General features: G+C 64.7%; 24 protein-coding genes and 1 tRNA gene. 10 read left to right on the plus strand and 15 right to left on the minus strand.

The annotated features are described in order from the left end of the window. Nucleotides 1–65 precede the first annotated feature (65 nt). The gene (cobF, locus tag XM53_RS14220) at nt 66–803 is read left to right on the plus strand and encodes a precorrin-6A synthase (deacetylating) (protein WP_057794425.1); all 738 of its coding nucleotides are present in this window, start codon (nt 66–68) and stop codon (nt 801–803) included. A gap of 49 nt (nt 804–852) precedes the next feature. Here cobF and XM53_RS14225 read toward each other — a convergent pair whose 3' ends face one another. Both XM53_RS14225 and XM53_RS14230 read right to left on the minus strand, forming a co-directional pair. Further along, nucleotides 853–3,252, minus strand: coding sequence for a sensor histidine kinase (locus XM53_RS14225; RefSeq protein WP_236544506.1), 2,400 nt, complete (start codon nt 3,250–3,252; stop codon nt 853–855). Nucleotides 3,253–3,256: 4 nt separating this feature from the next. Continuing rightward, nucleotides 3,257–3,925: a response regulator transcription factor gene (locus XM53_RS14230; RefSeq protein WP_236544507.1), complete on the minus strand. Its 669-nt coding sequence runs from the start codon at nt 3,923–3,925 to the stop codon at nt 3,257–3,259. Between the two features lie 170 nt (nt 3,926–4,095). On the opposite strand from XM53_RS14230, the gene XM53_RS14235 reads away from it, so the two are divergent. The 4 genes from XM53_RS14235 to XM53_RS14250 all read left to right on the plus strand — a co-directional run bounded on the left by XM53_RS14235 (nt 4,096) and on the right by XM53_RS14250 (nt 8,164). After that, a complete protein-coding gene (locus XM53_RS14235) occupies nt 4,096–5,073 on the plus strand; it encodes a Bug family tripartite tricarboxylate transporter substrate binding protein (protein WP_057794431.1) in 978 nt (325 codons plus the stop codon). An 85-nt stretch (nt 5,074–5,158) separates the two neighbouring features. After that, nucleotides 5,159–5,629 (plus strand): tripartite tricarboxylate transporter TctB family protein, encoded by a 471-nt coding sequence (locus XM53_RS14240; RefSeq protein WP_057794437.1) that lies wholly within the window; start codon nt 5,159–5,161, stop codon nt 5,627–5,629. Beyond that, the gene (locus tag XM53_RS14245; RefSeq protein ID WP_057794439.1) at nt 5,629–7,146 is read left to right on the plus strand and encodes a tripartite tricarboxylate transporter permease; all 1,518 of its coding nucleotides are present in this window, start codon (nt 5,629–5,631) and stop codon (nt 7,144–7,146) included. Before XM53_RS14240 ends, XM53_RS14245 begins: the two co-directional genes overlap by 1 nt. Before the next feature lie 4 nt (nt 7,147–7,150). Then, nucleotides 7,151–8,164 (plus strand): AbrB family transcriptional regulator, encoded by a 1,014-nt coding sequence (locus XM53_RS14250; RefSeq protein WP_057794441.1) that lies wholly within the window; start codon nt 7,151–7,153, stop codon nt 8,162–8,164. Here XM53_RS14250 and XM53_RS14255 read toward each other — a convergent pair. From XM53_RS14255 to XM53_RS14285, 9 genes are all read right to left on the minus strand, one after another. After that, nucleotides 8,161–8,805, minus strand: a complete 645-nt coding sequence (locus tag XM53_RS14255; RefSeq protein ID WP_057794443.1) for a GNAT family N-acetyltransferase — start codon at nt 8,803–8,805, stop codon at nt 8,161–8,163. The genes XM53_RS14250 and XM53_RS14255 overlap by 4 nt on opposite strands. Beyond that, nucleotides 8,802–9,188, minus strand: coding sequence for an FAD-dependent oxidoreductase (locus XM53_RS14260; RefSeq protein WP_057794445.1), 387 nt, complete (start codon nt 9,186–9,188; stop codon nt 8,802–8,804). The genes XM53_RS14255 and XM53_RS14260 overlap by 4 nt, the downstream gene beginning before the upstream one ends. Next, a complete protein-coding gene (locus XM53_RS23440; RefSeq protein ID WP_057794447.1) occupies nt 9,176–9,421 on the minus strand; it encodes a hypothetical protein in 246 nt (81 codons plus the stop codon). Before XM53_RS23440 ends, XM53_RS14260 begins: the two co-directional genes overlap by 13 nt. 51 nt (nt 9,422–9,472) lie before the next feature. After that, nucleotides 9,473–9,679: a hypothetical protein gene (locus XM53_RS23740; protein WP_236544508.1), complete on the minus strand. Its 207-nt coding sequence runs from the start codon at nt 9,677–9,679 to the stop codon at nt 9,473–9,475. Between the two features lie 18 nt (nt 9,680–9,697). Further along, nucleotides 9,698–10,252, minus strand: a complete 555-nt coding sequence (locus XM53_RS14270; RefSeq protein WP_236544509.1) for a methyltransferase domain-containing protein — start codon at nt 10,250–10,252, stop codon at nt 9,698–9,700. A gap of 112 nt (nt 10,253–10,364) precedes the next feature. Beyond that, nucleotides 10,365–11,633, minus strand: a complete 1,269-nt coding sequence (locus XM53_RS14275; RefSeq protein ID WP_057794449.1) for an NAD(P)/FAD-dependent oxidoreductase — start codon at nt 11,631–11,633, stop codon at nt 10,365–10,367. Then, a complete protein-coding gene (locus XM53_RS23445; RefSeq protein ID WP_160321394.1) occupies nt 11,630–11,797 on the minus strand; it encodes a hypothetical protein in 168 nt (55 codons plus the stop codon). Before XM53_RS23445 ends, XM53_RS14275 begins: the two co-directional genes overlap by 4 nt. A gap of 103 nt (nt 11,798–11,900) precedes the next feature. Continuing rightward, on the minus strand, nt 11,901–12,263 hold the full coding sequence (locus tag XM53_RS14280; RefSeq protein ID WP_057794452.1) for a cupin domain-containing protein: 363 nt from the start codon (nt 12,261–12,263) through the stop codon (nt 11,901–11,903). Nucleotides 12,264–12,568: 305 nt separating this feature from the next. Continuing rightward, nucleotides 12,569–12,645, minus strand: a tRNA-Met gene (locus XM53_RS14285). Between the two features lie 102 nt (nt 12,646–12,747). Between XM53_RS14285 and XM53_RS14290 the strand changes: the two genes are divergently transcribed. The 5 genes from XM53_RS14290 (at nt 12,748) to XM53_RS14305 (ending at nt 17,839) form a co-directional block, all read left to right on the plus strand. Further along, on the plus strand, nt 12,748–14,181 hold the full coding sequence (locus XM53_RS14290; RefSeq protein ID WP_057794454.1) for an FAD-binding oxidoreductase: 1,434 nt from the start codon (nt 12,748–12,750) through the stop codon (nt 14,179–14,181). A gap of 435 nt (nt 14,182–14,616) precedes the next feature. Further along, nucleotides 14,617–16,002 carry an ammonium transporter gene (locus XM53_RS14295; protein WP_057794455.1) on the plus strand — a complete coding sequence of 462 codons (1,386 nt, stop codon included), beginning with the start codon at nt 14,617–14,619 and terminating at the stop codon, nt 16,000–16,002. Nucleotides 16,003–16,017: 15 nt separating this feature from the next. Continuing rightward, a complete protein-coding gene (locus tag XM53_RS23450) occupies nt 16,018–16,188 on the plus strand; it encodes a hypothetical protein (RefSeq protein WP_160321395.1) in 171 nt (56 codons plus the stop codon). An 87-nt stretch (nt 16,189–16,275) separates the two neighbouring features. Next, nucleotides 16,276–17,130: an alpha/beta hydrolase family esterase gene (locus XM53_RS14300; protein WP_236544510.1), complete on the plus strand. Its 855-nt coding sequence runs from the start codon at nt 16,276–16,278 to the stop codon at nt 17,128–17,130. Nucleotides 17,131–17,197: 67 nt separating this feature from the next. Further along, nucleotides 17,198–17,839: an NAD(P)-dependent oxidoreductase gene (locus XM53_RS14305; RefSeq protein WP_057794457.1), complete on the plus strand. Its 642-nt coding sequence runs from the start codon at nt 17,198–17,200 to the stop codon at nt 17,837–17,839. A gap of 181 nt (nt 17,840–18,020) precedes the next feature. On the opposite strand, the gene XM53_RS14310 is transcribed toward XM53_RS14305, so the two are convergent. From XM53_RS14310 to XM53_RS14325, 4 genes are all read right to left on the minus strand, one after another. Then, a complete protein-coding gene (locus XM53_RS14310) occupies nt 18,021–18,773 on the minus strand; it encodes a TIGR02186 family protein (RefSeq protein WP_057794459.1) in 753 nt (250 codons plus the stop codon). After that, complete coding sequence (locus tag XM53_RS14315) at nt 18,773–19,687, minus strand: sulfite exporter TauE/SafE family protein (protein ID WP_057794461.1); 915 nt, start codon at nt 19,685–19,687, stop codon at nt 18,773–18,775. Before XM53_RS14315 ends, XM53_RS14310 begins: the two co-directional genes overlap by 1 nt. A 153-nt stretch (nt 19,688–19,840) precedes the next feature. Next, nucleotides 19,841–20,788 carry an ABC transporter permease gene (locus tag XM53_RS14320; RefSeq protein WP_057794462.1) on the minus strand — a complete coding sequence of 316 codons (948 nt, stop codon included), beginning with the start codon at nt 20,786–20,788 and terminating at the stop codon, nt 19,841–19,843. A gap of 4 nt (nt 20,789–20,792) precedes the next feature. After that, nucleotides 20,793–21,428: a LysE family translocator gene (locus XM53_RS14325; protein WP_057794464.1), complete on the minus strand. Its 636-nt coding sequence runs from the start codon at nt 21,426–21,428 to the stop codon at nt 20,793–20,795. Nucleotides 21,429–21,524: the final 96 nt, after the last annotated feature.

A 21,524-nucleotide genomic window follows, 5' to 3' on the forward strand; every position in this document is an offset into this window, starting at 1 on the left:
CAAAGACGCGCCCCACATTCCGGCGCCCTTCCCGCAGCGCGGCGGGCCCAGACCGGACCCCGCCCATGATCGACAATCTCTGGCTCATCGGGATCGGAACGGGCAACCCCGCGCATGTCACCCTCGAAGGTGCGGATGCGCTGCGGAACGCCGCCGTCATCCTGCTGCCGACGAAAGGCGACGACAAAGAGGATCTGGCCCATCTCAGACGCGCCATCATCACCGCGTCCGGCAGCACGGCTCGCATCGTGCCCTTCGAATACCCGGTGCGCGACCCCGACCTGCCTTACATGGAACGCGTTGCCGCATGGCATGACGAGATCGCCCGACGCTGGATCGCGGCCCTGGGCGGGCAATCCGTCAACGGGCCGGTGGCCCTGCTCGTCTGGGGCGATCCGTCGCTCTACGACAGCACCATCCGGATCGCCGACCGCCTGTCGCCGAAACCGGCGATCCGTGTCGTGCCCGGCATCACCGCCATTCAGGCCCTGACCGCGGCCCACGCCATTCCGCTCAACACCGTTGACGGACCTGTGCGCATCACGACCGGCCGCCAACTTCGCGATGGCGGCCTGCCGCAAGATGAAACCACCGCGGTCGTGATGCTGGACGGTCTGTGCTCGTTTCAACAGCTCGACCCCGAAGGCCTCCATATCTGGTGGGGTGCCTACCTGGGGTCTGACAAGCAGCTCCTTATCGAAGGGCCCCTGGCTGAGGTCGGGGAAAAAATCGTCAAGACACGCGCCCAGGCGCGCGCCGAACACGGTTGGATCATGGACAGCTACCTGTTGCGCCGCATCTGACCGGAACCGGCCCGGCACGGACATTGCGGCGTCGGCCACCGAACCGCACCTACCGCCTCAGCGACGTCTCCCACGCGGACATGAAATCGTTCCGCTTCAACTCATCAAGATACGTCAACAGACCCGGCGTCAGCCTGATCGGAAGAAATGTACCTAGCCGGGCCTGAATTTCCCGCCCGATCAGGCTTTGCTGCTCGCCTTCCCGGATCAATGGCAACAGCGGCGTCTTGTCCGCGATGATCCGCTGGCCCTCGCGGGACAGCAAGAACTCGATGAAGCGCGCCCCAAGTTCGGCCTGCCGCGCCTCCTTGGGGATAAAGGCGGTTCGGGTCATCACAAGATTGTAGTCGTCAAAGAAATGCAGCCCAAGGTTTGGCTCCGATGCCACCTGCGCCGCCGCGTACGATCCGATCGCGTTGAAGGCGAATGCCAGCTCGCCGCGCGCCGTCGCCTCGACCATCTCGGAGGTGCAGCAATAGGTCTTCAGATCGGCCCGGCCCAGAACCTCGAACAGGCGCAGGGACTGCGGCCCCTGCAAGCTGTCCTGCGTCGCATAAAGATAGCCAATACCCGATTGCGCGATATCATAGGCCCCGATCCGCCCCCGAAAACGCTCTTCGTTGTCGCGCACGAAGGTCGCAAGTTCCCGGTGCGACACAGGCAGCTCTTCTTTCGAAATCGCCCGCGTGTCGTAGACCACGACGGCAGGCTCGAAAGTGAACCCGAAAAGCTCCGACCGCCACACGGCCCAGCTTGGCGGGGCGGTCTGGACCGACAATTGCGTCCGCAGGGCAAGGCCGCGATTGACCAGGTCGACCTGCAAATCCATCGCCGAGGAAATCACCACGTCCGGTCTGGCCGTGTCCGCCTCCGCCAGCATCGCGCGGTACAGATCGAGCGTCTGGAACTCCACATATTCCACATCGACCTCGGCCATCCGGGACTCGAACGCCTCGATCAAGGGCTGCATCGCCGGCGTGTCGGTCGCGCTGTGGATCACCAGCGTATCGGCCGGCGCGGGCGTACCGGACCAAACCGGACAAAGCACCAGGAAAAGAACCGCCAGCAGCCGTTTGAAAATCAACGTCACGCCAAGCCCGCCAAGCGACGAGCGCCCCAGGCTCAGGTCCGCGCCGTGCCCGTCGGTCACGGCCTTGACGATCGACAGGCCCAGGCCCGACCCCATGCTGTTTTCCGACAGCGAGGTGAAACGCTGCGTCGCGCGCGCAAGATCGGCCTCGGCGATGCCGGGCCCGGCATCCTCGACCTTCAGCACCAGTTCGGTGTCGGTGGCCTCCAGGCTGATCGTCACAGTGTTGTCCGGCGGGCCATGCCGGACGGCGTTCTCGATCAGGTTCCGCAGCGCCTCGCGTATCGACACGGCGTCGCCCAGGATCATGTCCTGCCCCGCCTCGATTCCGCCGTCGAGGAACGACAAAGAGATATGGCGCATACGGCTGTCGCGCAGCATCTCGGCCAGTATATCACGCACCAGCGGCCTAAGCGCCACGGGCTCCAGGTTCGACCGGTCCGACCGGTGAATGACCATCGCGTTGGCCAAAAGCTGGTTCGTCAGCCGGACCGTCCGCGTGGCCTGCCGATCCGCCTTGATCAGCCGCGACCGCATCTGCGCGGGGTCGTCCGCGTCCACCGCCAGCGAAAGATGCCCTTGCATGGCCGACAAAGAGGTGCGCGTCTGGTGGGCGACATCGGCAATGAAAGTCTCGGTCAGCGCACGGTTGCGGCCCAATCGCTCGATAAAGCCGTTGATCGCGTCGAACAGGCCTTTGATTTCGCGCGGCGGCGTGCCGACGACCCGGCCCAGATCGGCAGGTTCGCGCTGCGCAAGATCGGCCGCCACCTGGCGCAGCGGCGCCAGCGATGTTCGGATCGCGACCCAGACAAATCCCAGGCCGATCAGCGAAAGACCGGCAAGCCCCACCAAGCTGGTCGCAAAGAATGACAGTTGTTCGGCATTCCGCAGCTCGACCGTCTGTCCGATCTGCACCGCGAACCATTGGCGCCCCTCCGCGGTGCTCAACTGCCGCGACTGGATGACGAAACGGAACTGCGCCCCCCCATACGCGTCCTCAAAGAGCACCGGCTCGGCAGAGGGCGCCAGATCCGAAGGCGCCGGCAGATCAGCCGCGCCCGTCAGGTTCCGCCCGCCCGGCACGAACACGCGATAAAGCACCCTGTCCACGGGATTGAGCGACAGGATCTCCATGGCCGAATTCGGCAAATCCACAGTCGCCCCATCGGGCCCGACCGAGATCCGCTCCAGTATCGACAGCGCGGTTCCCGCCAACAGCAGGTCGTGCGGCCGGTTCGCGGACGCCCGCGCATAGGTCCACAGCAGGGCCGAGATCAGCATCAGCAGAATGACAAATCCCAGCGCCATCGTCACCAGAAGCCGGCGCTGAAGCGAATGGCCGCCCGAGCCTGTCATCCCGCTAGTCATCTTCCGCCAGATAGGCGATATACCCCAGCCCCCGTGCCGTCTTGATGACCAGCGGCGTGCCTTCCAGCTTGCGCCGCAGCCTTGTCACCAGTTGCTCCACGGCATTCAGGCTCGGCGCTTCCTCGAAGCTGTAAAGCCGGTCGGCGACATCCTCCTTGGTCAGCATCCGGCCCATGTTGTCGATCATGATTTCCAGAAGCTGGATTTCCCGCGCCCGTAACTGCGCGTCGCGGCCGTCGATCTTGGCCTGCTTCGCCGCGCGGTCGAACACCAGCGCGCCGGCGGTAAAGATGTTGCTGGCGGCGCCCGCGCGGCGGCGGGCCAGCACGCGGCACCGGGCCGACAATTCGCGGAAATCGACCGGCTTGATCATGTAATCGTCCGCCCCGGCATCCAGCCCGATCACCCGGTCGTCGATCTGGCTGCGCGCGGTCAGGATGATCACCGGCGTCTCGTCCGACCGGTTGCGCAAAGACCGCAGCACCTCGTAGCCGCTGCGCCCCGGCAGGTTTACATCCAACAGCACGATATCGAACTTGAAATGCCGCAAAAGCTCATTCGCCTCGTTGCCGTCCCGCTCGTGGTCCACCGAATGCCCTTCGGCCCGCAGACGATCCAGGATCGTCTCCGCAAGGTCCTCGTTGTCCTCCACAAGCAGCATTCTCATGTGGGGAAATTAGCACTGCCGACAGGCGCGGGGAAGCTGCGCATCGGGGTCAAAGCCCCGAGTCAGCATCCGGTCAGTTTCGCGTCAGGATGTGCACAGCCTGTTTCGAGATAACCACCACACTCCGGGGGAGGACCCGGACACACACTTATGGGAGGACACCAATGTCATTCGCACGCCTTGGCGCGGCCTTTGTCGCTGCCACCGCCGCCTTCGCGGCACCCGCTTTCGCCCAAAGCCAGATCGACGATGCCGAATGCGTCGCCCCCGCCAACCCCGGCGGCGGTTTCGACCTGACCTGCCGGGTCGCTCAAACCGGACTTGAGCCCCACATCGCCGACCCCGTCCAGGTGACGTTCATGCCGGGCGGCATCGGCGCCGTGGCCTACAACCTGTTCAACACCACCCGCACCGATGACGGCTCGGCCATCGTCGCCTTCTCGACAGGCTCGCTTCTGAACATCGTGACCGGCAAATACGGCGACTTCACCGAAAAGGACGTTCGCTGGGTCGGCACCGCCGGTGCGGATTTCGGCGCCGTCGTCGTGCGCGCCGACAGTGAGTATCAGGACCTCAAGGGCCTGATGGACGACTTCTCGGCCGATCCGGCGTCGGTCGTCGTGGGTGCGGGCGGCTCCGTCGGCTCGCAGGACTGGATGAAAGGCGCGCTTCTGCTGCGCGAGGCCGGTGCCGCGCCGATGGACATGCGCTATGTCGCGTTCGACGGCGGCGGTGACGCCATCGCGGCGCTGCTGGGCGGCTCTATCCAGGTCTACATGGGCGATGTCGGCGAAATGGTCCCGCATCTCGAGTCCGGTCAGATGCGCATTCTCGCCGTCATGTCGCCCGACCGCCTCGACGCGCCCTTCGCCGAAATCCCGACCGCCATGGAACAGGGCTATGACGTGGAATGGACCATCCTGCGCGGCTTCTACATGGGCGGCGAGGTCTCCGACGAGGACTACCAGAAGTGGGTCGATGCTTTCAAGGCCGCCTATGCGACCGAAGAATTCGCTGCCGTGCAAAAGGAAAAGGGTCTGCTGCCGCTGAACCTGGCCGGTGACGAGCTTCAGGCCTCCATCGAAAAGCGCGTCGAGAACCTGCGCCAGATCGCCACCGAGGCCGGTCTGCTGGGCAACTGATCGCGCGCCATGGGTGCGGCCCGCTTCCCTCGGGATGCGGGCCGGAGCCCCGACACCACACCCCATGAATACAAGGAGACCTGCCATGGTCGACCGCATTTTCGCCGGGGTGCTTCTGATCGTGACGCTGGCCTATGCTGTCATCGCCTTCACCGCAATCAGTGCGCCCTTCCAATACGACCCGCTCGGCCCGGAAAGCTGGCCCCAAATCCTGTCGGTCGTAGCGATCGCCTGCCTTCTGGTGATCTTGTGGAAACCTGACGCCATCAAGATGAACGTGGCCCGGCAGACCTGGTTCCGCCTTGCCGCGACGGTGGTGATGCTTGCCGCCTATTCCGAGCTTTACGAGCCACTCGGCTTCATCCTTTCGACGATCCTCTTCGGCACTGCCCTCAGCGCCATGCTGGGCGCCGGCATCCTGCGCTCCGTCATCTTCGGCGTGGCGGCGGGCGTCGGCGGCTACCTGTTCTGCGTCACGCTGCTCGACCTCAACCTGCCCTTCGGAGAGCTGGTCGAATGGCTTTTCGAACCGTCGTCCACGGAAGGAGCCTCGTGATGGATGCCGTGATTTCCGGTCTTGCGACAGGCTTCGGCGTCGCGCTCGACCCCTTCAACCTGTTCCTCGTGCTCGCGGGATGTTTCCTTGGCACCCTGATCGGCGCGCTGCCAGGCCTTGGCCCGATCAACGGTGTCGCGATCCTGTTGCCTATCGCCTACGGCCTGGGCTTCGGCCCGGAATCCGCGCTAATCCTGCTTGCGGGCATCTACTATGGTGCCGAATACGGCGGGCGGATCTCGTCGATCCTGCTGAACGTGCCGGGGGACGCGAGCGCGGTGATGACCACGCTCGATGGCAACCCTATGGCGCGGGGTGGCGATGCGGGAAGGGCACTGTCCCTTTCGGCGATCGCCTCATTCGTCGGCGGTACATTCGCGGTGATCCTGCTTTCGCTGTTTGCGCCGCTGCTGGCCAGCTTCGCGGTCACCTTCTCACCCGCGGACTACGTGGCGCTCATGGTCTTTGCCTTCGCGTCGCTCGCCTCGCTGGTGGGCAGAAGCACGGTCAAGACCCTGCTGGGCGCCGTCATCGGCCTGATGCTGGCCACTATCGGCATCGACGCGAACACCGGCGTGCCCCGTTTCACCTTCGGCATCCCCGACATCCTTGCCGGTATCGACTTCCTGATCGTCGTCGTGGGCCTCTTCGGAATGGCCGAATTGCTGACGCTGGTCGAACAGCAGGTCTCGGGCAAGCTGAAGTCTCTTCCCGTCGACAAGAGCTTCGTGAAGATGGCGGATCTGGTGAAGTGCAAGTGGACCATCGTGCGATCGTCCATCATCGGCTTCTTCATCGGCATCCTGCCGGGCACCGGCGCTTCGGTCGCCTCGGCCGTCGCCTACGGCACGGAAAAGCGCATCAACGATGACGAAAAGACTTTCGGCACGGGCGACGTGCGCGGCCTTGCCGCACCGGAGGCCGCCAACAACGCCGCCGCCGGCGGTGCGATGGTGCCGATGCTGACGCTGGGCATTCCCGGCTCGGGCACCACGGCGATCCTGCTGGGGGCCCTGTTGATGTTCAACATCCAGCCCGGCCCGATGATGTTCACCCAGCGCCCCGAAGTGGCCTGGGGCCTGATCGCGTCGATGTATATCGGCAACGTCGCGCTTCTGGTCATCAACCTGCCGCTGGTGGGTCTCTTCGCGCGGATGCTGACGATCCCGCAACACTACCTGACGCCGCTGATCGCGATCCTCGCCTTCATCGGCATCTACACCATCGTCGGCAACCCGTTCGACCTGTTGCTGATCACCGGCCTGGGCGTCTTCGGGTGGTTCCTGCGCAAGCTGGACTTCAGCCTCGCGCCGGTCATCCTCGGCTTCGTCCTCGGCAGCCTGTTCGAGAACAACCTGCGCCGCGCCCTGTCGATCTCGGGCGGCGACTGGTCCATCCTCGTTCAGGACTACAAGAGCGTCACGCTCTACGTGCTGGCCGTGCTGGTCGTGATCGCGCCGATCTGGCTGGCCCGCCGCGCGCGCCGCATGGAAGGGGATGCAACCTCCAGAGGTTGAGACGATGCCACAGGATCTCAGAACCCACGCGGTCACGCTTGCGGCCGCACTTGCGGGGGCGGCACTGGCCGCCCTCGCCGGCATTCCCGCCGGCCCCCTGATCGGCAGCACGCTGGCCGTCGTCGCCGTGGCCGCAGCGCGGCATCCAGTGGGCCTGCCGGCCCGGCTGCGCGATGTCGCCTTCGCGACCATCGGCATCTCGCTCGGCTCGGGGGTGGACGAAGGGCTGATGGATCAGCTCGGGGCCTGGGCCGCCAGCCTGCTGATCCTGGTGGTGTCCCTCGTCGTGACCGTCCTTGTGGGGCGGCTTGTTCTCACCCGTGGGTACGGCCTGGACCGGCAGACAGCGACGCTCGCCAGCGCGCCGGGCACGATGTCGAACACCATCGCCATCGCCAGCGAAGGACATGGCGACGCGACCGCAGTGATGTTCCTGCAACTCATGCGCCTTCTTTTCCTCGTCATCGCGGCGCCGCCACTCGCCGTCGCGCTCGAAGGCTCGACCACCGCGTTGAGAACTGCCGCGCCGGCCATGTCCGTGGCGGGGTTTGCCGTGCTTCTGGCGCTCGCCATCGCGCTCGGACTGCTGGGCACGCGCCTGCGCGTGCCCGCCGCCAGCCTCTTGGCCGGAATGATCGTCAGCGCGTCCGGCCATGCCACCGGGCTGATCGACGGGGCGGCTCCACCGTGGGCGATCTTCGTCGCCTTCGCCGTAACCGGTGCCGTGCTCAGCGCCCGGCTCAGCCGGGTGACGGCCGCCCAGATCAGGCTCTACGTGCTGGCGGGCCTGTCGGTGGTGGCCGTGTCGCTGGTGATATCGTTCGCATTCGCGCTGATCGCACAAGCCGTGACGGGCGTGTCACTGGCGCAGGTCTGGATCGCCTATGCGCCCGGCGGGGTCGAAGCGATGGCGGCGATCGGCCTGTCCCTGGGGTACGATCCGGCCTATGTGGCCTTGCACCATTTCGCCCGGATCCTCGCGCTTCTTCTCATACTACCCATCGCCCTGCGCACCTAGCCGCGCCGCCCGCCCGCACCACGGCCTTGCGCAGTGTTGCCCCAGGCCCGCCGGGTGATGCCAAAACCGGCGCAATCCTCGCCATAAGCCCGCCGCATCCCTTCGGCGGCCAAACCGCATTTTTGCAAAACCCGCTGCGACGCCAGGTTGCCGGGGTCGGTGACGGCCTTGATCTCATCCAGCGCCATGTGCTCGAAGGCGAATTGCAAAAGACACACGCAGATCTCGGTGGCAAATCCCTGCCCCCAGGCGCCAGGCAACAGCATGTATCCCACTTCGATCTCGGCGTCCGGATACCGGTCGTGCACCAGCAAGGACCAATCGGTGTCCTTGGCGTCAATCGGAAGCGGCAGCAACACACCGGTTCCGATCTTGGCGCCCGTCTCGATCAGCTTGGCCGTCCAGATCCCGATCCGCCCTCCGGCACCGCGTTCGACCTCGACAGGCAGATGATCCTTGATGGCTTCGGGGGTGTAGACGTCGCACACATACCTCACCACCTCGGGATCGGTGAAAAGCGCAACGGCCAGGTCCTCGTCTTCCAGTGTGAGTGGACGGAGTTCTAGCCTGGCCGTTCTCAGAACCAGACCCTCTGGCGGCAAATGTGGCACGGCCCGATCCCGCGAGGGCGGTTCTTTCATGGCCCCAGCGCCCTTATGACGGCCTCCGCCTGGGCCTGTCCGCTATAATAGGTACCGCTGCACAGAACCGCATAAGGTCCGGCAACCGCCTCACCCGCGAAAAACAGCTTGTCGGCAATGGGCCGCGCCAACAGATCACGTGCCGCGTATCGTCCGGGACGGGCCGCGGCATACGCGCCCAGCGTATTGGGGTCATCGGCCCATCCCGACGCCATGCCACCGACAAAGTGCTTGCGCGCATCGCTGCCGGCCATCTCGACGAATTTTTCCAGGGCGAAATCAATCATCGCGTCCTCGCCCGCCCGAGCCAGATCCCAACCGAAGGCACCGCCCAAGAATCCGACGGAATGGTCGAACCCGAACGGCCATGTCAGGAAAAACACGCCTCGGCCATCTCGGTCCGGCCATACCCGATCTGGACGGCCCACATGCCCGCGGGCCCGTCGATATACTTGCGGCCCTTGTCGTCGAAAATATGAATGCCCTCGCCGTGCGTCACGGTGAACCGCTTCGCCTCCTGCCAAGTCGCCAGGTCCTCCCACGGGTGCAGGTGATGCCTGCGATCCGCGTCGATCAGGGTTTCAAGTCGGCTGTTATGGTCGTCGGCAAGTGTCATGTCATTTCCAGTTCAATGTCGGCACGCAGCGGCGCTCGCGTCCCCAGTCCGTCAGCCGGGTTTTCGGGCACGGATATGATGCGGGCAATGTTCACCGCTTTCCAGCACGCGGACAAGCTTGGTCCAGATCGCGATCTGGTGATCGATGAAATCCGCACCGTGCCGCTCTGACAGTGCCTCCCGGTCAGGCCCGCGCAGCCACTCAAGCTTCTTGGCGGCGACCTTTGCGTACCACGGATTGCGATTGGCGAGTTCCACATCGGCAAAGCCCGCGTCTCACACGGCTTTCGCATATGTTACCGGAGACGCCATGGCGAAATCCAGCCATTCTTCCCTGATGTAATCCGCCATCTCGTCGGAGGGCGGGCCTTCGTGGCTGATCAACCAGTCCGACGCGGCAAACCTCCCGCCGGGTTTGAGAATGCGAAAGACCTCGCGGGCCATGGCGGCCTTCTCGGGGATATGGATGATCGAGTCCTTCGAGAAAACGAGGTCAAACGTCTCGTCCGCAAACGGAAACGGCCCCGGCTCGACCAGTTCGATTTCAACCCGATCCGCAACATTCTCTACGTCGACTCGGCGCCTTGCCGCCTGGCACACCGGCGCCTCGACGTCGATGCCGATCACCCGCGCCGCGCCATGATCCCGCGCCAGCAAGACCGCACAGGCCCCGGACCCCGACCCGATATCCAGCACATGCGCGCCGGCCACATCCACTCCGGCCAGAACGCGCGCCACCTCCTCTGGGCCGCCGGGCGACAGGAACCCGTCGCCCCAGATATGCTCCAGAAACGCTATGACCTGCCGGTCGTAGAGGACATCATCCTGCATGATCATTCTCCTGCCCAAAAGGATCGCGAAACACGCGAAGATGGCAAGGATTTAACACATTTCTGCGATGATCCTTCCGACCCGAAGGCAAATCGCCCGGGTCCGTCTGCCCTTACAACCGACCATTCGTGAAATGCGCAAGCGTCGCGCCGGTCTCATAGTAAAGCCCCCTGGCACCGGCCAGACGCTCGGGGCGCGGTTCGGTCACGGGCAGTGGCAGATCGCCGGTACCCAGCGCCCACTGCGCGGCGGCCCGGCCGAACAGGGTGCCCGGCGAAATGCCCCGCCCGCTATAGCCAAAGATCGAGATACCGGACCTCCCGCGGCGTTCGATGCGCGGCAGATGCGTGCCGGTCATCGCGATGCGGCCGGTCCATTCCTGCTCGAACGGTATGCCTTTCAGCCGCGGGAACAGCTGGCCCAGCTTGCGGCGCGCCCATCCGCGATGCATCCCGCCGCCGGGACCGTCGAGATTGCCCAGCGCGCCAAAGATCATCCGCCCCGCCTGGTCCAGCCGAAAGGCCGACATGACCAGCGCCGTGTCCCAGCAACCTTCGCCCCCCGCCAGGATGTCCTGGCGCAATTCCTCCGGCAAAGGCGCGGTCGCCAGTTGAAAGAAATGCGCCGGGATGATCGCGTTATCGTCCGCCGCACCCATGCCATAGGCATTGGTCGCCTGGATCATCCGCGCCGCGCGCACTTCTCCCCCGGCGGTCCGAACGACCCAGCCACCGCCGCTTTCCGTAATACCCAGCGCGGCGGTCTCTTCAAAGATCCGCGCCCCCTGCGCTTCGGCCGCGCGGGCCAGCCCCTGAACATAGGCCAGCGGCTGAATCGTCCCGGCCCGTGCGTCCCACAAGGCACCGCAATAGGCCGTGCTGCCGGTGCGCCGCGCCGTTTCGGCGGCATCCAGCAGCTTGACCGGCGCGCCACGGGCCTGCTGCTGAGCAAATCGGTCTTCCAGGTCGCGCAGACCCGCCGGCGAATGCGCACAATGCAGCGTTCCCTGCCGCACAGCCTCGCACCGGATCTGGTGCGTCTCGATCAGCTCGAACACCGCCGAAGGCCCGCCGGCAAGCAACGCGTTCAGGCGCCCGCCAACCGTCTTGCCAAGCTTGTCGTCCACCTGGTCCGGCGGCGTCCAAAGCCCGGCATTGACCAGCCCCACGTTCCGGCCCGATCCGCCGAACCCGATGCTGCGCGCCTCGATCAGCGCCACCGACGCACCCTCGGCCGCCAGGTGATACGCCGCCGAAACCCCCGTGAACCCGCCGCCGATGACCACGACATCGACGGTGACCGCACCCTGCAAGGGCGCAAAGCGGGCACGGGCGGGGGCCGTGTCGGACCACAGGCTGTCTGGGCGCGGCGCGTGTTTCATATGTTGAACGAACTGCCTTGGACCGGCGGCAAATCGCGCGCGAAATTCACCGCGCCGGTCTGGCGGCGCATACAGGCGCGCCATGCGCCAGATCCGCGTTCGCGCCCGCGGATGGTTCCGGCGGCGCTCACTCCGCAGGCGACAAGACTGTCCTGGTACGTCATGAAGCTGTCCTTCGGCTCAAGATCAGACCGGCGGCAACCGGGGACTCCCACAAACGGCGGACTGGCCGGCATCGCCAACGCCTTGAACACCGATGCCTGCGTTTCAGGCAGGCGAGAACTTGAGCAGCACCAGCGCACCGGACTTGCTTCCCGCGGTATGCACGGCACCCGGTGCCCGGATGATCAGATCGCCCGCTTCATAGCTGTTCTCGTCATCAAAGAAAGACCCTTCCAGCACGTAAATTTCCTCGACCGTGTCATGCGCGTGGGCCTCCGAGACCGCGCCGGGGGCAATCTTCATCAGCATTGTCATCTCGCCCGATGCAGACTGATACAGCGGCTTCGTCTCAAAGCCGGTTGTACCGGTTTCCTGCCAGTCCACGGAAGATTGGTTCAGATAGGCGGTTCCGGATGCAGGGCGATCCAGCGTCGTGACGCCCCGGGTCGGCTGAAACGGGTCAGACATGCGCATATCCCTTCATCGCTGTTCGCCTTCAAGATTATTCGGACACGTCGTTTATTTTGGCAACGGAAGCGTCGGCTCGTTTTCTGTTTGAGCTTAGGCGGCCACGGCATTGTACTGCAACCGGTGTTTTCGGATCGTGCCATTGGGCGGCGTCCGTTCTCCAACGCCACTTTTTCAAAGCCGACCTACACGAACACCCGGAAACCGAGCGGAATAGGCGAGATCCGGCATCCCCCGCAACACATGCGGTTTCGGCCGAAAGCGCGCCTGAAGCCGATTTTCTGGATTTCTTCATTGTGGGGTGTTGGTAGCGGAGGAGGGACTTGAACCCCCGACACGCGGATTATGATTCCGCTGCTCTAACCACCTGAGCTACTCCGCCAAACCGTGGCGCTAGTTAAGACAGGCGCTTCACTGCGTCAAGCCGGAAATCCAACGCATTTCCATCTTGCAGCGGCCAAGCACCAAGCGCAGTCTGCGCGCCATGACGACACGCACCACCCCCCTGCTTTCCGACCTGCGCGCGGCCCTCGGTGACGCCTACGTGCTGACCGGCGAGGCCATGGCCCCCTACCGCATCGACTGGATGGGCGACACCCGCCCCGAACCGCTGGCCGTGCTGCGACCTGCCGACACCGCCCAGGTCTCGGACATCCTGCAATGCGCCTCGCGCCACGCCACCCCCGTCGTGCCGATCTCGGGCAATACCGGGCTAACCCACGGCACCGACGCCGGCGGCGCGCTTCTGCTGTCGCTCGACCGGCTCAACACCATACGCGAGATCCGCCCCGACGCCCGTGTCGCCGTGGTCGAGGCCGGCGTCATCCTCGCCCACCTGCACGAGGCCGCCGACGCCCACGACCTGATCTTCCCCCTGACCTTCGGCGCCCGTGGCTCGGCGATGATCGGCGGCGCGCTTTCCACCAATGCGGGCGGCTCCAACGTGGTGCGGTACGGCTCCACCCGGGGCCTCTGCCTGGGGATCGAGGCGGTCCTGGCCGATGGCCGCGTGCTCGATTTGATGAGCGCCGTGCACAAGGACAATTCCGGCTACGACCTGCGCGACCTTCTGATAGGCGCCGAGGGCACGCTCGGCATCATCACCGCCGCCGTCCTGAAACTCGCGCCCAAGCCCCGTGCCTATGTCAGCGCCATGGCCGCCTGCCCCTCCATCGGCGCGGCCCTGAAGCTGCTGCACCGGCTTCAGGCTGAAACCGCCAACTCGGTCGAGGCGTTCGAGCTGATGCCCGGCAACTACATCGACGCGCATCTCACCCGCCACCCCGATGCCCGCGCCCCGTTCGAGGAGCGTCACGACGTCAACATCTTCCTCGAACTCGGCGCGCTCTCGGCGCGCGACGCCACGCCCGACACCACCGGCGCCGTGCCCATGGCGACGCATCTCGAAACCGTGCTCGCCGACATGCTCGAGGCCGGCGATATCCTCGACGCCACAGTCGCACAAAACGCCGCCCAGCGGTCCGAGATGTGGGCCAGGCGCGAGGCCGCCGCCGAACTCACGCGCCTGCATTCACCCGTGGTCGACAACGATATCGCCGTCCCGCTCGACCGCATGGCCGACCTGATCTCCGGGATCGAGACCGCGACAAGCGCCGTCGATCCCGGCATCCCCTTCCTGCACGTGGCGCATCTGGGCGACGGCAACCTGCATTTCTCCGGCTGGCCCTCGACCGACGACCCGGACACACACGCCGCCATCGTCCGCGCGGTCGAGGATGTGGCCATCTCGCTCGGCGGATCCTTCTCGGCGGAACATGGTGTCGGGCTGTCCAAACGCCCCGCCATGGCCCGCCACAAGAACCCCGTCGCGCTTGACGTGATGCGCAGCATCAAGGCCGCGCTGGACCCGCAAGGTATCCTCAATCCCGGAAAGGTCCTGCCGCCGAAGAGCGAGTGACCCGGCCGTGACCCGCCACAGGAATGTGGTACACATCTGGTACGTCCGCCCGCTCGATCACCACCAGACGCCTAAAATTTACGCAGTTATTGGTATTCTTTTGGTACATTCCCAAAAAGCACCGAAAATTAATGCCGCACAACCATGGCTGGATTAAATTCGCTGCGCTCAAACTCAGGCTGTGATCTCCATCGCGCTGGATATTGAAATTAATCTATATTTTCCCGTAATTTAACTCGCAAGACCCGCCGCGATCAACGTGCTGCCGCGACCCGGCACCCCCTCAGATCCCGTCCATACGTGCTGCATTGCGGTCTGTTTCAAGGCCAAAAAAACGTTTGGCGGAACGCCGCTGACCCGTTTCAGTAATGGCGTCGCCGGAATCGAAAGCGTACGGGACTGCGCACTCCGGCCAACACGGAGGTTATAAGAAAAATGGAAGAACAACTCGCGGAACTTGCGGCCCAGGTGGCCGCGATCGAGGCGAAGGGGAACATGACCAACACCATGTTCGCAGAGACGTACTACTACCTCTCAATCCCTCTCATGATCATCATCCACGCAGGCTTCCTGGCCTACGAAATGGGCGCATCGCGCGCCAAGAACGCGCTGTCGTCGGGGGTCAAGAACATCCTCGCCATCGCCTTCGTCATCCCCGCCTTCTACTTCTTCGGCTGGTGGGTCTACTGGGGCTTCCCCACCGGCTTTTCGCTCTCCGAAGGGCCGAATGGCATTTCCGGCGCGGCCTATGCCAATTCCATCGCCTGGCCCTGGGGCGACTCCGCCGCCTACATGGGACCCAACACCGAAGACCAGATCGACGGCGTCTTCTGGGGCGCCTTTACACTGTTCGCCGCCACCACCGCCTCGATTATGTCGGGTGCGGTGATCGAACGGATCCAGACCGTGGGCTTCGTCATCCTCGCTATCATCCTCGGCGGGTTCAGCTGGACGCTGGCCGCCGCCTGGGGCTGGCACGCGGATGGCTGGCTGGTGCAGGACTGGGGCGTGCATGATTTCGGCGCCGCCGGACTGGTGCACGCGGTCGCGGCCTTCTTCGCCCTCGGCGTGCTGATCAACCTCGGCCCGCGCATCGGCAAGTTCAATGCCGACGGCACCGCCAATCACCTTGCGGGCCACAACATGCCCTTCACCGCGACGGGTCTCATGCTCATCGTCGTGGGCTTCTGGGGCTTCCTGATGGCCTGCCTCGTCGTTGGTGGCGAGGCGTGGTCTTGGGGTGCCAACTTCACCACGATCTACGGCACGCCCACCAACCTCGGCGCGCTCAGCTTCAACATCCTGATGGGTGTCTCCGGCGGCATCATCGGCGCGTGGCTCTTCACCCGCGATCCGTTCTGGATGATGTCCGGCGCGCTGGCGGGACTCATCTCGGTGGCCTCGGGTCTCGACATCTACTTCCCGTCGCTGACCTTCATCATCGCCATCGTCGCGGGCATCATGCTGAAACCCGCCGCCACGATCCTCGAAAACATGGGGATCGACGACGCCGTCGGCGCGGTCACGGTGCACGGCACGATGGGCATCTTCGGAATGCTGATGCTGGGCATCTTCGCATCCGGCTACCCCGCGCTCACCGGCGAAGGCGCTCCGACGGTCAGCTTCATCGGCCAGCTTGTCGGCATCGTCGTCTTCGTGGCCATCGGTTTCAGCACCGGCTATGTCAGTTCCCTCATCCTGAAAATGGTGGGGATGCTGCGCGTGCCCGAGGCGGCCGAAATCGCGGGTCTGGACACGGTCAAGGTGCCGGCACAGGCCTATCCCGAAGGCATCATGGCGTCGCCCCCGGCGTCACAGTAATGAAAGGAAGAAACCATGGGATTTCCCTTTGAAAACGCATCCTGGGACGGTGTCAGCGGCGTGATCTTCGTCGGCGGCACCGGCGGCCACACGCTGATCTACAGCGTCATCGCCATAGGCATCTGCATCGCCGCCCTGCTCTTTGGCAACAGCATCGAGGCGACCAAGTACAAGAAGCACAAGTAAGCGAGTTCTGCTTGCTTGAGACGCCCCGCGGTTCCGCTGCGGGGCGTTTTGCATGGACGCATGGTCAAATGGCTGTGAAGGCCCGCATTGACCCTGTTTCTCGGCGTGGTCGATGCTACTCCTTTCAACATGAAACGCTTGCCTGCCCTCCTCGCCCTCTTCCTCAGCCTGACGCTGCCCGGTCTTCCGGCCTTCGCCTGCGGGCCCGACACCGACTGCCGGATCGGCGACCGCAGTTACCGCATCTACCTGCCACAGGGGCAGGACGGCATCACGCCCATGGGAGCGCTGATCTTCGCCCATGGGTACAAGGGCTCGGCGGCGGGCACGATGCGCAACGGCTCACTGCGCGGCATGGCCGACCGCCTCGGAATCGCACTGGTCGCGGCAAATGCGGCGGGCGACGACTGGCGCTTGCCCGGCACGCCCTCTGGCGGCGTCACCTCGCCCGACACGGAATTGGCCTATTTCGACGCCCTGCGCACCGACATTCTGGCCAGGAACGCGATAGACCCCGAGCACATCGTCATGGCCGGCTTTTCCGCCGGCGGGATGATGACCTGGACACTGGCCTGCCACCGGCCCGCCGACTATGCCGGCTTCATTCCCGTCGCCGGCACCTTCTGGGCGCCCACGCCCGACAGCTGCACGATGCCTCCCGCCGACATCATCCATGTCCACGGCACGTCCGACCAGATCGTTCCACTTGCGGGCCGCGCCATCGGCGAGGCACGGCAGGGCGATGTCGAAACCGTCCTCGCCATGTATCGCAAGGTCGGCGGGCATGAGCCGTCGAAGGCCTCCGCCTTGCATGACGGCCTGACCTGCGAAGCCTGGACCGCCCCCAACGAGACCCGGTTGCTCAAATGCCTGCATCCCGGCGGCCACAGCTTTCGCACAGACTGGATCGCCGCCGCCTGGGACCTGATTGTCTCAGGGTGACCCGACGCACTTTACCTCGCTCCCGCCGCCGCTAGGTCCTGACACGAACGCCACGCAAGGGACCCGCATGAGCACACACATCACCATCTTCGGCGCCACCTCCGGCATCGGCCAATGCACCGTTGAAGAGGCGCTGCGCCGCAATCACACCGTCCGCGCCTTCGCCCGCTCGGCCGGCGACATGGCCCCCGCTCCGGGGCTGGAACCATTTCCCGGTGACGCGCTCGACCCCGCCACCGTCGCCGAGGCGCTCAAGGGCACGGATGCGGTGATCTACGCGCTGGGCATCAAGGAAAGCGTCTCGATGCTCTGGAAAGAGGTCACGCTCTTTTCCGAGTCCACCCGCATCCTTCTGGACGCCATGCAAAACGCGGGCGTCTCCCGCCTCGTCGCCGTCACCGGCTTTGGCGCAGGCCGCAGCCGCGCCGCCATTAGCAGTATTGAAAGCCTCGGCCACAAGGCGATCCTGGGCCGGCCCTACGCCGACAAGGACCGGCAGGAGGCGCTGATCATGGACAGCCCCCTCGACTGGACCATCGCCCGCCCCGTCATCCTGACCAACGGCGCGCGCACCGGTACCTGCAAGGTGTTGCGCGAACCCAAGGCGTGGCGCAACGGTCTTATCTCCCGCGCCGACACCGCCTGCTATCTGATCGACGCGATCGAGCAGGGTTTGGACATCCGCGGGGACGTCGTCCTCGCCCGGTGAATTCGCAATATCTGGACTTATGGTTTTTACGTATCGTTAAGTTTTGATGCTGCGCTCGCGAAATGCGCGCGGTGCGTTAATCCGCCGTGCCACGAACCGGCACCGCCGCGATACCCCCCGGATACCGACGCGATACCGACGTCTGAAACCCAGTAAAACAGGATTTAACCAAAGACCCGACTCAGCGGTCCCGTATCGCCCGGAACGCCGCCGACGCGCCCCAGCCCGCCGCGATGGCGATGGCCAGCGACATCAGCCCATAGATCAGCGGCTGTTCCCGCGACAGGTTGAAGATCCACCGCTCCAGCCCGACCTTCTGCACCCCGATGGCCGTCTCGTAAGTCGCCACCACCTCGCCGCCGCGCGTCAGAAAGATGCGCGTCGCATAGGCCCCTTCCGTCAGGTTGGCCGGCATCTCGATGGATGTTCGGAACAGCGTCTGCTCGTCCAGCGACACCGCCCCTTCCAGCAGGCTATAGGCCCCGTTGGCCTTGCGGATGCGGATGATCGCCTCGGTAAAGGCCTTGGGATCGACCGTGGCACTGGCCGTTCCCACCGCCCGGATCGCCCGCGGGATCGAGATGCTGTGCCGCAGATCCTCGACATTCGACAGCACCTTGTCCAGCGGCCCTGTCGTGGCGATGGCATAGAACGACGGCGCCCGGTCCACCTCGACCGAGTCGACATTGACCCAGATGCCGAACCGCCGCTCCTTGCGGCGCACCACCACGGGCTTGCTGGGGCCCGCGATGGTCACGATCACGTCCAGCGGCTCTTCGGGGATCTTTGCCTCGCGCTTGACCGCACCGAAGACCAGGATCTCCGAGCCGTCGAAGGTCGCCGTGATCGCCACCTTGTCACGGCTCAGGCCCAGCACGACCTCCTCGGCCATCAGCGGCCCGGCCATGAACACAAGGGCAATGAGCCAGCGCATCAATGCCCCTCCGCCGCGCCGATGGAATAAAGCTCGGACGGCACCAGCAGCAAGTCCAGCGCCAGCTTGAAGCACACCGCCAGCACCATGATGGCCAGCAGGATGCGCAGCTGCTCGGCTTTCATGCGCGTGCCGATCGTCGTGCCGATCTGCGCCCCGATCACACCCCCGATCAACAGCAGCACGGCCAGCGCCACGTCCACGGTAAAGTTCGTCGTGGCGTGCAAGAGCGTGGTGAATGCGGTCACGAAAATGATCTGAAAGAGCGACGTGCCAACGACCACCTTCGTGGGCATCCCCAGAAGATAGATCATCGCCGGCACCATGATGAACCCGCCGCCAACGCCCATGATCGCGGCCAGGATCCCCACGCAGATGCCAACGATCACCGGGGGAATGACGCTGATGTAAAGGCCGCTCGTGCGGAACCGCATCTTGAACGGCAGCTTCTGGATCCAGGTGTGTTTCTTGCGCTGCGCGGGCTTGCCCGACTTGCTGCGCCGGATCGCCCGCAGGCTTTCAAAGAACATCATCCCGCCGATGATGCCCAGGAACACCACGTAGCACAGCCGCACCAGCAGATCGACCTGCCCCAGCGACCGCAAGTAGTTGAAGACCACAACGCCCAGCGCGGCGCCTATAAGGCCGCCTATGAGCAGAACGGTGCCCATTCGGAGATCAACGGTCTTCCGCCTCAGATGCGCCAGCACGCCCGAAAAGGAAGACGCCACGATCTGGTTGGCCTCGGTCGCCACGGCCACCGCCGGCGGGATGCCGATGAAGAACAGCAGCGGCGTCATCAAAAACCCGCCACCCACGCCGAACATGCCCGACAGCACACCCACCAATCCACCCAGCCCCAAAAGCAGGAACGCGTTGACCGAAACCTCGGCGATGGGAAGGTAGATCTGCATAACCCGTGTTAGCCCCGGCTCAGGGCTTTTTGCAAGTGCGGCATCGGCTTTGCCGTCTCAGGTCTGATCAATTTATGTGAACTGGCCTTACGAAGTGTGAACGCATCGGTCCATGCGCTTCCGTTTCCAAAACTTTTGAGACACCTTAGGCAGTTAGCGCTCCTTCACGTAAGGCACCCCACCCGATTTCGGGGGAATCGCCTTACCCACGAACCCCGCCAGGATCACTACTGTCAGGATATACGGCGCCGCATCCATCAATTGCGTCGGGATCGTGATCCCGCCCAGTTCAAGGTTCTGATAGCGCAGCGCCACCGCCTGCAACAACCCAAAGAGCAGCGTCGCCCACAACGCGTGCCACGGCCGCCACTTGGCAAAGATCAGCGCCGCCAGCGCGATAAATCCCCGTCCCGCCGTCATGTCCTTGACGAACCCGGCCTGCAACGCGGTCGACAGGTACGCCCCCGCGACCCCGCACAGAACGCCGCAGATCGCCAGCGCCGCGAACCGCATCCCCGGCACGCTGATGCCCGCCGTGTCCACCGCCTCGGGGTTTTCGCCCACCGCCCGCAGGCGCAGCCCGAAACGGGTGCGATACAGCACCCACCAACTCACCGGAACGGACAAGAATGCCAGGTAAACCAGTATCGTATGCCCCGACACCAGCTCGCCATAAACCGGCCCGAGACTGTGCGCAAACGGCAGCGAAAGCGGCTCGAACCGCGCGCCCGTGCCCAGCGACGGCGTCCGCCCCGCTTCTTCGAACCAGTCCGCCGCGATCAGCACCGTCAGCCCCGCCGCCAGGAAATTGATCGCCACGCCCGAGATCAGCTGATTGCCCCGGAACGTGATGCTGGCCAGCCCGTGCAGCCCCGACAACATCATCGAAGACCCGATCCCCGCCAGCAGCCCCACCCAGGCCGACCCCGACACATAAGCGACGGCGGCCGAAAAGAACGCCGCCATCAGCATCTTGCCTTCCAGCCCGATGTCGAAAATCCCCGCCCGCTCGCTGAACAGCCCCGCAAGACAGGCCAGCAACAGCGGTATGGCCAACCGCACAGTGCTGTCGAGAACTTGCAGAAGGGTCAGGAACTCCATGCGGTCAACTCTCCGATGTGGCCATCTTGTATGCCGCAAAGCTGAAAAAACTGCCCAGGCCCGCCTCGATCCAGCGCCGCCCGCTGGCATAGGCCGTGCGAATGGGGCCCGAGGACAGGAACAGCGCCCAGGCCGCGTGCATCGTGAAACTGATCGCAAAGGCCCCGGCGACGAAGGCGGCAATCACCGTCCCCGGCGCCCCTTCGACAGCACCCACCGCCGCGATGGCCAGCCAGAAGACAATCGCCTTTGGGTTCGTCACCTGCAACGCGTAGCCCTGCGCGAACAGCATTGCAGTCGCCTGCTTCGGCGTTTTCATCACCGACAGCTTTGGCGGGTTCAGCGCCTTTTTGAACGCCCCGTAGGCCAGCCACACAAGGTAAGCCGCACCGATCAGCTTCAGCAGGCTCATCGCCCACGCAGCCTGCGACAGGATCAGCCCCACGCCCAGCATGGTCAGGATGTTGATCGTCATGCTGCCCGTGGCGATCCCGGCACAGGTCACCAGTGCCGGCCCCCGCCCCTGGTTGGTCGAGATGCCCAACAGCATTGCGACTGCCGGTCCGGGCGAGGACGCCCCCACCAGCAAGATGGCATAGGCAGCGACGAAACCGGGAAAGTAAGGCGCGAATTCGGTCATGATGCGAGGCTCCGATAAAGTGTGACACGTCCAATATGCCACACACCGCCACACTTCCCCACCATCAACACTTCGCTCCAGGCCGTACCATGCGCG

Origin of the sequence: Roseovarius atlanticus (assembly GCF_001441615.1) — a bacterium.
GTDB lineage: Bacteria > Pseudomonadota > Alphaproteobacteria > Rhodobacterales > Rhodobacteraceae > Roseovarius > Roseovarius atlanticus.

Coding starts and splice junctions, on each gene's coding strand:
- cobF (WP_057794425.1), top strand. CDS start 66: ATGATCGACAATCTCTGGCTCATCGGGATCGGAACGGGCAACCCCGCG.
- XM53_RS14225 (WP_236544506.1), bottom strand. CDS start 3,252: ATGACAGGCTCGGGCGGCCATTCGCTTCAGCGCCGGCTTCTGGTGACG.
- XM53_RS14230 (WP_236544507.1), bottom strand. CDS start 3,925: ATGCTGCTTGTGGAGGACAACGAGGACCTTGCGGAGACGATCCTGGAT.
- XM53_RS14235 (WP_057794431.1), top strand. CDS start 4,096: ATGTCATTCGCACGCCTTGGCGCGGCCTTTGTCGCTGCCACCGCCGCC.
- XM53_RS14240 (WP_057794437.1), top strand. CDS start 5,159: ATGGTCGACCGCATTTTCGCCGGGGTGCTTCTGATCGTGACGCTGGCC.
- XM53_RS14245 (WP_057794439.1), top strand. CDS start 5,629: ATGGATGCCGTGATTTCCGGTCTTGCGACAGGCTTCGGCGTCGCGCTC.
- XM53_RS14250 (WP_057794441.1), top strand. CDS start 7,151: ATGCCACAGGATCTCAGAACCCACGCGGTCACGCTTGCGGCCGCACTT.
- XM53_RS14255 (WP_057794443.1), bottom strand. CDS start 8,805: ATGAAAGAACCGCCCTCGCGGGATCGGGCCGTGCCACATTTGCCGCCA.
- XM53_RS23440 (WP_057794447.1), bottom strand. CDS start 9,421: ATGACACTTGCCGACGACCATAACAGCCGACTTGAAACCCTGATCGAC.
- XM53_RS14270 (WP_236544509.1), bottom strand. CDS start 10,252: ATGCAGGATGATGTCCTCTACGACCGGCAGGTCATAGCGTTTCTGGAG.
- XM53_RS14275 (WP_057794449.1), bottom strand. CDS start 11,633: ATGAAACACGCGCCGCGCCCAGACAGCCTGTGGTCCGACACGGCCCCC.
- XM53_RS23445 (WP_160321394.1), bottom strand. CDS start 11,797: ATGACGTACCAGGACAGTCTTGTCGCCTGCGGAGTGAGCGCCGCCGGA.
- XM53_RS14280 (WP_057794452.1), bottom strand. CDS start 12,263: ATGTCTGACCCGTTTCAGCCGACCCGGGGCGTCACGACGCTGGATCGC.
- XM53_RS14290 (WP_057794454.1), top strand. CDS start 12,748: ATGACGACACGCACCACCCCCCTGCTTTCCGACCTGCGCGCGGCCCTC.
- XM53_RS14295 (WP_057794455.1), top strand. CDS start 14,617: ATGGAAGAACAACTCGCGGAACTTGCGGCCCAGGTGGCCGCGATCGAG.
- XM53_RS23450 (WP_160321395.1), top strand. CDS start 16,018: ATGGGATTTCCCTTTGAAAACGCATCCTGGGACGGTGTCAGCGGCGTG.
- XM53_RS14305 (WP_057794457.1), top strand. CDS start 17,198: ATGAGCACACACATCACCATCTTCGGCGCCACCTCCGGCATCGGCCAA.
- XM53_RS14310 (WP_057794459.1), bottom strand. CDS start 18,773: ATGCGCTGGCTCATTGCCCTTGTGTTCATGGCCGGGCCGCTGATGGCC.
- XM53_RS14315 (WP_057794461.1), bottom strand. CDS start 19,687: ATGCAGATCTACCTTCCCATCGCCGAGGTTTCGGTCAACGCGTTCCTG.
- XM53_RS14320 (WP_057794462.1), bottom strand. CDS start 20,788: ATGGAGTTCCTGACCCTTCTGCAAGTTCTCGACAGCACTGTGCGGTTG.
- XM53_RS14325 (WP_057794464.1), bottom strand. CDS start 21,428: ATGACCGAATTCGCGCCTTACTTTCCCGGTTTCGTCGCTGCCTATGCC.